14 protein-coding genes and 1 pseudogene are annotated in these 11,755 nt (G+C 48.9%); 7 read left to right on the plus strand and 8 right to left on the minus strand.

Annotated features, from left to right (window positions below):
* The first annotated feature begins 177 nt into the window (after positions 1 to 177).
* On the plus strand, positions 178 to 1,368 hold the full coding sequence (gene metC, locus V6L79_RS16075; RefSeq protein WP_169916613.1) for a cystathionine beta-lyase: 1,191 nt from the start codon (positions 178 to 180) through the stop codon (positions 1,366 to 1,368).
* 90 nt (positions 1,369 to 1,458) lie between these two features.
* Here metC and V6L79_RS16080 read toward each other — a convergent pair whose 3' ends face one another.
* Complete coding sequence (locus tag V6L79_RS16080; RefSeq protein ID WP_169916612.1) at positions 1,459 to 1,659, minus strand: YbdD/YjiX family protein; 201 nt, start codon at positions 1,657 to 1,659, stop codon at positions 1,459 to 1,461.
* Between the two features lie 30 nt (positions 1,660 to 1,689).
* Between V6L79_RS16080 and V6L79_RS16085 the strand changes: the two are divergent.
* Positions 1,690 to 1,933 (plus strand): annotated as a pseudogene (locus tag V6L79_RS16085) (response regulator transcription factor); the annotation flags it as partial.
* A gap of 58 nt (positions 1,934 to 1,991) precedes the next feature.
* On the opposite strand, the gene V6L79_RS16090 reads toward V6L79_RS16085, so the two are convergent.
* A complete protein-coding gene (locus tag V6L79_RS16090) occupies positions 1,992 to 2,585 on the minus strand; it encodes an ACP phosphodiesterase (protein ID WP_169916611.1) in 594 nt (197 codons plus the stop codon).
* A gap of 288 nt (positions 2,586 to 2,873) precedes the next feature.
* On the opposite strand from V6L79_RS16090, the gene V6L79_RS16095 reads away from it, so the two are divergent.
* The 5 genes from V6L79_RS16095 to kefC all read left to right on the plus strand — a co-directional run bounded on the left by V6L79_RS16095 (position 2,874) and on the right by kefC (position 7,298).
* The gene (locus tag V6L79_RS16095; RefSeq protein WP_169916610.1) at positions 2,874 to 3,206 is read left to right on the plus strand and encodes a carboxymuconolactone decarboxylase family protein; all 333 of its coding nucleotides are present in this window, start codon (positions 2,874 to 2,876) and stop codon (positions 3,204 to 3,206) included.
* Between the two features lie 43 nt (positions 3,207 to 3,249).
* Entirely contained in the window at positions 3,250 to 4,374 is a 1,125-nt protein-coding gene (locus V6L79_RS16100; RefSeq protein ID WP_169916609.1) for an alkene reductase, read from the plus strand.
* Between the two features lie 169 nt (positions 4,375 to 4,543).
* A complete protein-coding gene (locus V6L79_RS16105; RefSeq protein ID WP_169916608.1) occupies positions 4,544 to 4,762 on the plus strand; it encodes a 4-oxalocrotonate tautomerase family protein in 219 nt (72 codons plus the stop codon).
* Between the two features lie 186 nt (positions 4,763 to 4,948).
* The gene (gene kefF, locus V6L79_RS16110; RefSeq protein ID WP_169916607.1) at positions 4,949 to 5,470 is read left to right on the plus strand and encodes a glutathione-regulated potassium-efflux system oxidoreductase KefF; all 522 of its coding nucleotides are present in this window, start codon (positions 4,949 to 4,951) and stop codon (positions 5,468 to 5,470) included.
* Between the two features lies 1 nt (position 5,471).
* Positions 5,472 to 7,298 carry a glutathione-regulated potassium-efflux system protein KefC gene (gene kefC, locus V6L79_RS16115; protein ID WP_169916606.1) on the plus strand — a complete coding sequence of 609 codons (1,827 nt, stop codon included), beginning with the start codon at positions 5,472 to 5,474 and terminating at the stop codon, positions 7,296 to 7,298.
* A gap of 38 nt (positions 7,299 to 7,336) precedes the next feature.
* Here kefC and V6L79_RS16120 read toward each other — a convergent pair whose 3' ends face one another.
* The 6 genes from V6L79_RS16120 to V6L79_RS16145 all read right to left on the minus strand — a co-directional run bounded on the left by V6L79_RS16120 (position 7,337) and on the right by V6L79_RS16145 (position 11,667).
* Positions 7,337 to 7,666, minus strand: a complete 330-nt coding sequence (locus V6L79_RS16120; RefSeq protein WP_169916605.1) for a co-chaperone YbbN — start codon at positions 7,664 to 7,666, stop codon at positions 7,337 to 7,339.
* A 72-nt stretch (positions 7,667 to 7,738) separates the two neighbouring features.
* The gene (locus tag V6L79_RS16125) at positions 7,739 to 8,434 is read right to left on the minus strand and encodes a DsbA family oxidoreductase (protein WP_169916604.1); all 696 of its coding nucleotides are present in this window, start codon (positions 8,432 to 8,434) and stop codon (positions 7,739 to 7,741) included.
* Between the two features lie 60 nt (positions 8,435 to 8,494).
* The gene (locus V6L79_RS16130) at positions 8,495 to 9,118 is read right to left on the minus strand and encodes a TetR/AcrR family transcriptional regulator (protein ID WP_169916603.1); all 624 of its coding nucleotides are present in this window, start codon (positions 9,116 to 9,118) and stop codon (positions 8,495 to 8,497) included.
* A 175-nt stretch (positions 9,119 to 9,293) separates the two neighbouring features.
* A complete protein-coding gene (locus V6L79_RS16135; RefSeq protein ID WP_169916602.1) occupies positions 9,294 to 10,067 on the minus strand; it encodes an SDR family NAD(P)-dependent oxidoreductase in 774 nt (257 codons plus the stop codon).
* A 96-nt stretch (positions 10,068 to 10,163) separates the two neighbouring features.
* Complete coding sequence (locus tag V6L79_RS16140) at positions 10,164 to 10,718, minus strand: OsmC family protein (RefSeq protein WP_169916601.1); 555 nt, start codon at positions 10,716 to 10,718, stop codon at positions 10,164 to 10,166.
* 385 nt (positions 10,719 to 11,103) lie between these two features.
* On the minus strand, positions 11,104 to 11,667 hold the full coding sequence (locus tag V6L79_RS16145) for a TetR/AcrR family transcriptional regulator (protein WP_169916600.1): 564 nt from the start codon (positions 11,665 to 11,667) through the stop codon (positions 11,104 to 11,106).
* Positions 11,668 to 11,755: the final 88 nt, after the last annotated feature.

Consider the following 11,755-nt stretch of genomic DNA (forward strand, 5'->3'; position numbering starts at 1 on the left):
TTCCCTCATAGGCGAATTTAGGCATCCTCGCACAACTTTTGAAAAACTTCCATAGCATCATTTTCAGCTAATAAAATTAACCAGAATGGCTATAAATGACAAACAATCGAAAGATAGTTTCCTTCACATAAAAATATACTTAAGGTCTCGCCAATAGACTCATCGATGGGAAAATCTATGAAAAATAAAAAGGTAATACACTCTCCCTCAACTGTACTTACGCACACGGGAAGTCACCCCGAAGAACATTATGGCTTCGTAAATCCTCCAATATACCGTGGTTCAACTGTAATATTCCCCAATGTCGACTCTATGCAGCACGGTAGTCAAAGGTATCAATACGGCCGCTGGAACAACCCATCCACCGAGGCTCTCTGCGAAGCGATCACAGCACTTGAAGGAGCAACTGGAACTGTTCTCTGTCCATCAGGACTGTCAGCCTGCGTCACGGCGATACTTTCCGTCGTTGGCTCAGGCGAGCACATTTTGGTACCTGATACCGTTTATGCCCCAACACGTCACTTTTTGGAAACGGCTGGAAAACGGTTCGGGATCGAAACCACTTACTATGACCCACAGATTGGGCATGACATAAAAACCCTCTTTCAATCCAATACGAAGGCAGTGTTTACTGAGTCTCCTGGATCCCACACCTTTGAAATACAGGATATACCTGCGATTGCCGAAGCGGCCCATGACTGCGGTGCCCTAGTGCTGCTGGATAACACTTGGGCTACACCTATGTACTTCAAAGCGATCAAACACGGTGTTGACCTGTCGATCATGGCAGCCACGAAGTATATTGTGGGGCACTCAGATGCATTGATTGGCACCATCGCGGCTTCACCGCTCGCCTGGCCTCAATTAAAGGCCTACCATTTTGAATGCGGCATCTACGTTAGCCCAGATGATACAAACTTGGCTCTCCGAGGACTTCGCACGCTCGACGTTCGTTTGGAGAGACATCAACGGAATGCAACCAAAATTGCACAATGGCTCGAAGATCAAAAGCAGGTTGCACGCGTTATTTATCCTGGGCTTCCATCCCATACAAATCATGCCCTATGGCTAAGGGATTTCACTGGCGCTACTGGCCTACTGTCATTTGTAACCAAACCCGCACCTTTCGAGGCTGTCAAGGCACTACTCGACAATCTCAACTTATTCGGCCTGGGTTACTCTTGGGGTGGGTTTGAAAGTTTGGCTATCACTGTAGACCCTCGCAATATCAGAAGTGCAACACAATGGAGTGATGAGGGCCACTTGGTACGGCTGCACATCGGCTTGGAAAATCCAGATGATCTAATTGCTGACCTAGCACTGGGTTTTGAACGATTTGATCAAATGAAAAACCATATTATGCTCTAGGCATGTTTTAAAATTAATCTTTATAGCCAAATAAAAAAGCCCGATACTTGGTATCGGGCTTAACTTTATTTAGCAAAAAACATAACATTACTAACAGCACCGAGGTTGACAGTTGCCACCCCCGTAGCGAGCCTCTTGTCGCTCTCTGAAAAATCCCTCATATGACATCATCGTCTTATCAGGGTGCTTAGTCTGCATATGCTCAACGTACGTATCGTAATCGGGCATACCAACCATCAGGCGCGCTGCTTGACCTAGATACTTACCGAAACGACTCAGGTCATTGAACACGTTGAAGTCCTCTATTACGCATTGGGAATTGCTACATATAGTGCTGAAATCGCGCAAAAACTACTTCTTGACGATGGTAACTCGAACGAGCCACCCCCACGGGAAAACCAAGTTCTATATAAAATAGCTCAAGGGTTGAACAATAAGGAAATGGCTCGCGAATTGGATATTAGTGTCAGAACCGTTAAGACTCATCGTCCGGCGCAAGCTTAATATCGACAAGCCCACTGCTTTGATAAATTATGGAATAGACCATGGAATAATTCCAAGATGAGGTTATCCCTAAAATCCAACTAAGCTACTGAAAAGCCTAACCTGTTAGGCAAATAAGCTCACTGAGGTGTCTTTGATGCACCTAAACCGGCTTGTGCGTACTGCCACAACACTGGATAGAATTCCTGAAAATCTTCACTCAGCGGCTCATATAGCGCTGACAGCTCCTCGTAGACGCCAAACATGCCTTCTGGTTGGGATAAGCGCTGTGAGATGACTTTGAGTCCATGACCAATCATTGGAAAATCTTTATATGCACCAAGCCAATCTTCTCTGATTATGGACGGAACGATCTGAGCCAGACGTTCCGGTAAGGCAGGCTCGTTTTTTAAAATGACATAGACCTTTTTTGCGAAAGCCTCCAGAGGCTCATCAGCAAAGTGCTCCCAGTCGCGAGCCAAGCAATGATCAAAAAACATGTCTAGTGCAATTCCTGCATAACGACGCCTTGCCACTCGAAATCGTCCTAACGCCCTTTTGACCAATGGATGGGAGTCAGTGAACACATCAATTTGGCGATGCAACCTGATTGCCTCTTCAGTCTGTAAAGGAAAATGGCCTGCAAGCGTTCCCTTTACAAAATCCCCATAGAGACTCCCCAGGAGCTGCTGCGGCTCCTGACCGCCCAAATGCAAGTGCGCTAGGTAATTCATCAATAACCTCGTCTAACTGCATGATTTTAATAACGCTTAACACTCAAAGCCCGTCCTGCTGTCGAGCGTAAAAAACTACCATCTACTAGGATTGTAATAAATACAATCTAAAACCGTATTCGTAGAGGCTCTAGGCATCGATCTGAGCATTGAACCATCAGTGACAACATCTCTAGGGTGCCAAATTCTATCACGCCCCTTGCAAGCCTACCAACTGGATGGTAGATTTGATCCAGTTCCACATTTCCTCGCGCCACTAACCGGGCTGAACGCCCAAGTGAGAATCAAATGCAAGACTGGAAGCAGACCCGTAAAGACATCAACACTCGTTTGGTAGAACTCAACGGCTTGTCCCCGGAGACCATGAAGGGCATGGCTGCACTCGGCGCTGCCGGTAGCAAAACAAACCATCTGGATGCGAAGACTCGCGAGCTAATTTCCTTAGCAGTAGCCGTTACGACTCGATGCGATGGTTGCATTGCTTTCCACGCAGCGGAAGCCAAGAAGCTCGGTATTACAAGCGAGGAAGTTGCTGAGGCACTGAGTGTTGCCATCAACATGAACGCCGGTGCAGCACTGGTGTATAGCACCCACGTACTCGACGCGTTCGACAAGTCATAAATCAAACGCGACCTTGCTCCCTCACACGACGTCGAGAGTAATCATGAATAAGCTGTTCACACCTTACGATCTGGCCGGAACATCTCTGAAGAACCGCGTTGTCATGGCCCCAATGACTCGCACAAGGACGCTGAACAACATTCCAAATGAATCCAACGCGCTGTACTACGCGCAGCGTGCTTCTGCTGGACTGCTGATCACTGAAGGGCTGCCAATTTCCGACGAGGCTCGTGGCTATCTATATACCCCTGGGATTTATGCTAAAGAGCACTTGCCAGGCTGGCGTACAGTCACAGATGCAGTGCATGCCAAAGGGGGGAAGATTTTTGCGCAACTCTGGCACGTTGGCCGCATGTCCCATGTTTCGGTGCACGGCATAATACCAGTCTCCTCGGGTACTATCCCTGCGGTAGATACCACGGTATATGCTTGGATAGAGCCTGAAAAATCTGGCCCGGTTCAACCCTCCGCACCACGCGCATTGACAACTGACGAAGTGAAACGCGTTGTTGCGGATTTCGTGAAATCGGCTCGCATGGCTATTGACGCTGGTTTTGACGGTATCGAAATCATGGCTGCCAATGGCTTCCTGTTCGATCAATTCCTGAGCAGCGCCCTGAATACTCGTACCGACCAGTACGGCGGCTCTATCGCCAATCGCCAGCGTTTCCTGCTTGAAACCATTGACGCAATTGCTGCTGAAATCGGCGGTTCCAAGATAGGTGTACGGTTCTCGCCATTTGGCCGCCTGTATGACTTCGGCGTATACGAGGGCGAAGCAGAAACTTGGATGAGCATGGCTGATGCACTTAATGATCGCGAGCTTGCATTCGTTCACCTGAATTACCAGCCAACCATCCTAGTCGCGCAAACCCCTCCAGGGTTTGGTGCCGCATTCCGCGAAGCTTACAAAGGCACTTTGATGGCAGCCGGCGGCTTCACCAAAGATATTGCTGAGTCTGAACTAGCCAAAGGCGAACTCGACCTGATCGCCTTCGGTACTGCTTACATTGCCAACCCAGATCTGGTGGAGCGTATGCAGAACGGCTGGCCACTATCGGAAGGCGATCGCACAACCTACTACGGTGTCAGTGGTTCGATTGACAAGGGTTATACCGACTATCCGAATTACGGTAACGCGACTCAACCTGCTCCAGCTAAAGCGTAATTGCTTAAAGGCCTAGCCCACATTCATTTCTGCGTGGGCTGTCCTGTCGTAATCCGGAACCTGCCTGTCATGTCTGTTGTATCGACGGGAAAAATCCGTACCCCGAAGGTCGCGAAGATGTGGGCGTCTTCGACACTGACCCTAAGCCCTTGCATAAATGGAGCACACCATGCCGTTAGTCATCATTAAAGGTATCGAAGGCGTTTTCACGGAAGAACAGAAAGCCGAGGCGATTCACAAAGTTACGGAAGCCATGGTTTCAGTCGAAGGTGAAAACATGCGAGCTCTCACTTGGGTTCTTTTCGAAGAAGTAAAAAGCGGTAGTTGGGGAATTGCAGGAGAGCCAATAACCGCAGAAAAGGTGCTCAAGATACAAGCTGGCGAGTAAAGCGCTGCTCTGACAATCAAGCCTTTTCTGGATTTGGTGTATCTCGTTCCTTGGGACTTGGCATCTTCTCCAGGAAGGGCTTTTTCGTTCACAAAAATTAATTGGCCTCAAAGTACTGAATTTAAACCATCCTTTATGAGGGTGGGTTCTATCGCTCATCGACTAACGGACCTCCTGGAGGTCATCTTGATTCTTATCATTTATGCTCATCCCTACCCCGAAAAATCACTTGTTAATCAAGCAATGCTCGAGCGCGTATCAAGCAATCCGGACGTTGTCGTACGCTCCTTGTACGACCTTTATCCGGACTTCAATATCGACGTTGAGGCTGAACAGAGAGCAGTCGATCAAGCTCAACTGCTCGTATTGCAACATCCGATGTATTGGTACAGCTCCCCGCCGCTTTTGAAATTATGGATAGATAAAGTATTCACCCACGGATGGGCATACGGCAAAGGCTCTGTCGGCCTAAAAGATAAGAGTCTGATGTGGGCCGTCACGACGGGTGGCGAGCACGATCATTTCCAAATTGGCGACCATCCAGGTTTTTCGGTGTTGGCTCAACCCCTCCACGCAACAGCAATCTATTGCAACATGCGCTGGCTGAATCCTGTGGTGGTACACGGTGCGTATGCAGATGAACCTGACTTCATACACTCACAAATCGAGCATTATTACTCGCGGTTGGCCTCCTGGAAGGAATATTAAGATGGAGACTCACAGTCTGATTGAGATGCTCATTTACTTGGGCTCTGCTGCATTGATAGTCCCGATAGCCGTTCGATTAGGACTTGGCCCAGTTCTGGGCTATCTATTGGCCGGCTGCCTGATTGGCCCCTGGGGCCTGAAGCTTGTTACGGATGTGGAATCCATTCTGCACTTTGCTGAAATCGGCGTAGTTTTGATGTTGTTTATCATTGGTCTCGAACTTGATCCCAAACGTCTTTGGGCCATGCGCCGAATGGTCTTCGGTGGCGGTGCATTGCAGATGCTGGTCTGCGGCGCTGCAATTGCCGTGTTTTGTGCCGCACTTGGCTTGAACTGGTCAGCAGCACTATTGGTGGGGTTGACGCTAAGTCTATCGTCGACCGCCATCGCCATGCAGGCCATGAACGAGCGAAATATGACACCCACTGCCGTGGGCCGCAGCAGCTTTGCCGTGTTGTTATTCCAGGACATTGCAGCGATTCCGCTGGTCGCGATGATTCCATTGTTAGCGGCAAATGGTGGTACGCCCTCCGGCGCGGAGCTCGCGTTGTCCATTGCAAAAATCGTCGGCGCGATCGGCGCGGTGGTGCTCTTGGGTCAGTACGTCTCACGACCCGTTCTGCGCTTTGTTGCGCGCTCAGGCTTGCGCGAAATCTTCAGTGCCGTGGCGCTCTTCCTAGTGTTTGGATTTGGGTTGTTGCTAGAAGAGGCAGGATTGTCCATGGCTATGGGGGCATTTCTCGCCGGTGTCCTATTAGCAAGCTCAGAGTACCGGCATGCGCTGGAAAGCGACATTGAGCCATTCAAGGGGCTACTGCTTGGTTTATTCTTTATCGGCGTCGGTATGTCGATCGACTTTGGCACGCTGATTGATGCACCACTGAAAGTTTTAACACTGACCTTAGGTTTTATCCTGATCAAGCTGCTGGTGATCAAACTTCTTGGCCGCTTCCTGAACGTTCCTACTCAACAGCGCTCTTGGCAGGCGGTATTTCTCGGTCAGGGCAGTGAGTTCGCCTTTGTGGTATTTGGCGCAGCAACGGTTGCGGGCATCCTGGTCGACCCTTGGGGTAAAAGTCTAACCTTGGCGGTAGCACTTTCCATGTGTGTGACTCCTCTGCTGATTCTAGTGCTCAATCGCTTGGAATCAGCGCGCAAACAGGACAATCAGGAAGCTGACACCATCGACCAACGCAATCCTCGGGTAATCATCGCTGGCTTCGGTAGATTCGGCCAAATTGCAGGCCGTCTATTAATGTCCTGTGGTTTTGAAGTGGTGGTGCTAGATCACGACCCCGATCATATCGAAACGTTACGCAAGTTCGGAGTCAAGGTGTTCTACGGCGACGCGACCCGTCTTGATTTGCTGCACGCCGCTGGTGCAGCTCAAGCAGTGGTTCTGATCAACGCCATCGACAACCAGGAAGACAACTTGGCACTGACACGGCTGGCCCAAGAGCATTTCCCCGCCATGAAACTGGTAGTGCGCGCTCGTGATATGGGACACATCATTACCCTACGCCAAATGGGTATAGAGGAAGCCGAGCGGGAGACTTTTGAAAGCGCTTTGTCCCTTGGACGCAAAGCCTTGGAACAACTTGGTGTTGGGCGCTATGAAGCCCGTGAACGCGCGGATCGCTTCCGCCGATTGAACCAGGAAATGCTTGAAGAAATGGCCCGACAGCCCGAGGAGGACACTGAATTCAAGTACGACGCATACAAGCGGGCAAACGCCCTTCTAACAGAAATATTCAACGAAGACCGAGCTCATACTATCAACAACTGGCCTGATAAAAGTCGCGCCAAGCCGGAAGAGAAAGATAGCTAATCCAAGGCAGAAAAATCTAAAGCCACTTTAAGGTAGCTTTACAAGACGTCCTTTAACTCAGCCAGGATTGCTTTCTTCAACGCGGCAACAGAACGAGAGCCGGCCAAGACTAAGCGCAACCGCCCTTCGTGAAAAATCGCCAAGGATGGCACTGACCGGATCCCATACATTTGGGAAATCGTCGGCGAAACAGCTACATCGATCCTTGCAAAGGATGCGCGAGAATGCATCTTGTCTGCAAGGTCGTGAAAGACCGGCTTCATCTCTTGGCATGGTTTGCACCAAGACGCCGAAAACAGCACGACACTGTTCCCCTTTGCAACGAATCGAGTGAACTGTTCGGCTTTCAAGTCTACGATACGGTTCATTTTCACCTCACCCACGATGCAATTTCAGACACAGAAATTGCAGCACCATCAGGTGCCGCAATCTCTCTAACATCAATTACAACCATCAAGACCGCAGACTTGGCCATTAAACGACTCATCCTCACCCTTTGATTCCAAATACATTTGGTTCAGTGCTTGAAGAAAAGCTTCTTGAGACTGAGCACCCGAAACAGAGAACGAATTATTGAAAACAAAAAAAGGAACGCCTGACCCAAATTGAGCCGCCGCGCGCTCGTCGCTCTGCATCTGAAGGCGCAGATCAGGGGATGACCACGCGAGTCGAATCGACTCATCAGATACCCCAACAGACTTTGCTATCGCCTCTAGACTTGTTCTGTCAAACAGCGATTTACCTTGGGTGGTACTTTGCTCATAGAGCGCTTCCATAAGGTTTTTCTTCACGACTTCATCTTCGACTGCTTTGACTAATACGTGAGCATCCGCTGTATCACCAAACATCATGGTTTCAAAATGGTAATCAAGCCCCGTAGATGCGCCATATTGCTTAACTGTATTCATCATGGTTACAGCAGCGGCTGGACTACCCAACTTACGCTTGAGGGCTCCGACCATAGGTTCAGCAACATGGTTCGGGGCAAGACGGTAAGCTCTGACGTTAACTTGAACGCTGTCCTTGTGAGGAAAGCTTTCAAGCGCTTTCTCAAAACGACGCTTAGCGACCCAGCACCAAGGACAGACATAATCAGACCAAATATCAACTACGAATTTCTTCGGAATACCGCTCATAAATCTCTCTCTAGTGAAGGGAATAAAGGCGTCGCTATTAAGGAAAACTAAAAGCGACTATTAACAACTCGGCTGCTTGCTTTTGGTGTGTCTGATCTGACGAGCAGGCATCACGACTGATTGCTCCAGGGATTCGAGTATGTAGTCGAATCCTGCTAAGGGATCAGCTGATCTACCTAATGTCCAATCAATAAGGCACTCCCCCTCTAACACACTCAAGAGCATGAATGCATAGGATTTAGCTGGCTTGGAAAGTATCCATCCTTTCTGAATGGCTACCTCGCTAATGGTTCTCTGTAGCCAGTCAAGTTGTGTCTCAAAAAAAACTCGAGTCAGCACTTGAAGTGATAAGGGTAGCGCTGCCATTTCTGCCGCCAGTGCACCACACAACGGTAGAAGCCCTTCATTCCCACTATCGACGAATAGACGGGAGAAGGCTCGAAGCCGCAACATAGAGTCTTCATCAGCGTCTTCAATTGACAGAATAGTCGCATCAAAGCGAATGATAGAGTCTTTAATCAACTCTTGACCAAGACACTCTTTGGTCGGAAAGTGGTGATGAATGCTGGCTTTTCTAATGCCAATCGTCGTGGCTAGATCTGCATAGCTAAATGCTGAGTAGCCCTTAGACCTCATCTGATTTTCCGCGACTTTTAACAGCGCTGCTCTTGTCGAACCTGACATTGAAAAACTCCTGCGCCCAGAACTAAGCCGCCCTACACCAAAAGCTGGTAGTTGAAGCCAGCTGGGCCAGTCAGATAGCCGTGAATAATCACTCGAGCCATTACACCTCCCAGCACTCTTGGTGATGGAATGGGAGTCGATTTTGGCAGCTCCCATCAGACAGCGTTAGCTGAAATCAGGCACGAACGGCCATGATTCCCGCATCCACGTCCCAGATAGCACCGGTCACCCAGGATGTCTTATCCGACAACAGGAACACGATAGTGTTGGCCACATCTTCCGGAACGCCAACTCGGCCCAGTGGGTGAAAATCGTTCAGAGACTTCATCGCTTCTGGGATTGCCTCTTTGTCCATGAAGCCCTCATAGATAGATGTGTGAACAATTCCTGGAGAGACGGCGTTTACGCGGATGCCCGAGTGAGCCAATTCAATCGCAAGGTTGCGGGTCAGCGCATGCAGACCTGCTTTAGCCATGGAATAGGCAGAGGACGGCGAACCTGCCAAAGCAGCCTGTGCGCCGATGGAGCCAACGTTGACAATTGACCCTTCCCGCTTGGCGGCGAGCATGTTCTTGACCACCGCTTGGGTGATGAAGAACGTTGCACGATTAATAGACAGGTACATATCGTACTCAGCCTCGTCGTGCTCAGTGAAAGCTTTGGGAATGAAAATACCAGCGGAGTTAACCATCAGGCTGATATCGCTATGATTTGTGTTGATTTCGTTACGAACGAAATTCATACCCTCTTCTGTCATGAGGTTTGCGACTATCACTGAAACCGGGCCAAGCGGGCTCAATTCGCTACGGACGGCGTCTGCCTTGTCTTGCTTGCTACCCGTCAGCACCACGCTGCCACCCGCTTTCAGCACCATACGAGCAGTTTCCAAGCCCATTCCGCTGGTACCACCGACGACAAGCAGTTTCTTACCTTTGAAAAAATCGTTCATTTCATGCTCCCGGTAACTAGATTACGAAAACCGTAGCGCCAGAGAAAACTCCTCAACTGGCGCTTTTAGGGTTCAGCAGGTGTCAAACCCTAAAAATCAGTCTTCTAGAACTTCGAGCGTTGGCACCATACGAATGGCTTTAGAAAAGTTGGCATAGTTGACCGATGTCTTGATCACATTCTTATGCAGCTCTTCCACACGCTCACGGGATGCGTCGGTGTGCAAACGAATTACAACACTTACTTCGTCGTAGCCTGGGTTAACGTTCTCGTCCAAACCCAGAAAACCACGTAGATCGAGGGTACCGTCAGTCTCAATTTCCAGACTGTGGATCTTGATACCCATCATTGCAGCGTTGGCCGCGTAGCCTACTGACATACAGGCATTGAGGGCCGCCATCAGCAGTTCCTGAGGGTTCGGCGCAGTATTCTGGCCAAGCAACTCATTTGGCTCATCGGCGACGATTTCGAAATCACGTGAATAGGTCTCACCGGCGAGGCTGTAGCGGCTGACTTTTGCCACAGAGCGTGTTTGGCCTTTCCACTGAGTCTTGACGTTAAAGCTGGCGTGCCGCTTGGAAGCATCCTCAGCAACGCCTTGGGCAAACTGCTGCAGTGCGGCTACATCAATACCATTCAGATTATTTGTCATTTGGTAAATCCTCTGTGGAGCGCATTGTTTCGTGTGGGTTTGTTTGCGACAAAACAATCCTACCAACTGGTAGGTTGGCTTGCAACAGAGTTTTTGGAAAAATAATCCCTGCGCTAGAGATCTTGATGACACCAATGCCTCCAAAGCCCTATGAAACAAGGCGCGCATCGATACGCTACCTGTCAGAACAGACAGGCAGATACGGAGCTTCACCAGGCTAAAACGCCATGAGCTTTGTATTCGAGCGGGAAGATTCAACCTATGCAGAGAAAATCTACAGAGTATCGGAGACGTTACGAGATGGGGCCCATCTAAAAGATGGGCAAAAACAATGACTTAAGAAGAAATCCGGAAAGGGATCATCAAATCGTATTCTAGATAGAAATTACGAAACGATAATTTTCTGCAAAATAAAATCAAACCCAGATTGGTCGACAACCTTATCGTTGAACGCCCAAGAAACGAAGCTACTACCTTCAAGCAAGCTCAAAATAGCACGTGAAATTTCTTTAGGATTAAGGTCTGCCTTTATAACGCTCTCACCCTGCCCCTTCGCAATATTTTCCTCCAACCATGAGATATGTATTTCGAAAAACTTTCTAGTCAGTTCTTTGAGACTATCAGGCAAAGCAGACAGCTCAGCTGCAAGTGCACCGCACAGAGGTAGCATCCCATTTTTCGAGCTATCAACAAACAGAGATGAAAATGCTTTCAACCGGATGATGGTATCGGAACTCTCCTCGTTAATCAGATCTAAATTTTTAGTAAATCTAAAAAGATAGCTCTCAATAACTGCAATACCCAACCCTTCTTTTGTAGGAAAGTGATGATGGATACTGGCTTTTTTAATACCAATTTCTTGAGCTAAATCAGCATAGCTAAATGCAGAGTAGCCTTTGGTACGTAGCAATAATTCGGCAGCAGTTAAAAGGTCTGAACGCGTGCTCATAAGCTTACCTAAATGTTTGATACAGGCATATTAGCCGTCTTAGCACTATGGTTCAACTCAAAGCGATGAGAGAACGCCGCGAGACGTG

The organism is Pseudomonas sp. ML2-2023-6, assembly GCF_037055265.1.
Classification (GTDB): domain Bacteria; phylum Pseudomonadota; class Gammaproteobacteria; order Pseudomonadales; family Pseudomonadaceae; genus Aquipseudomonas; species Aquipseudomonas kulmbachensis.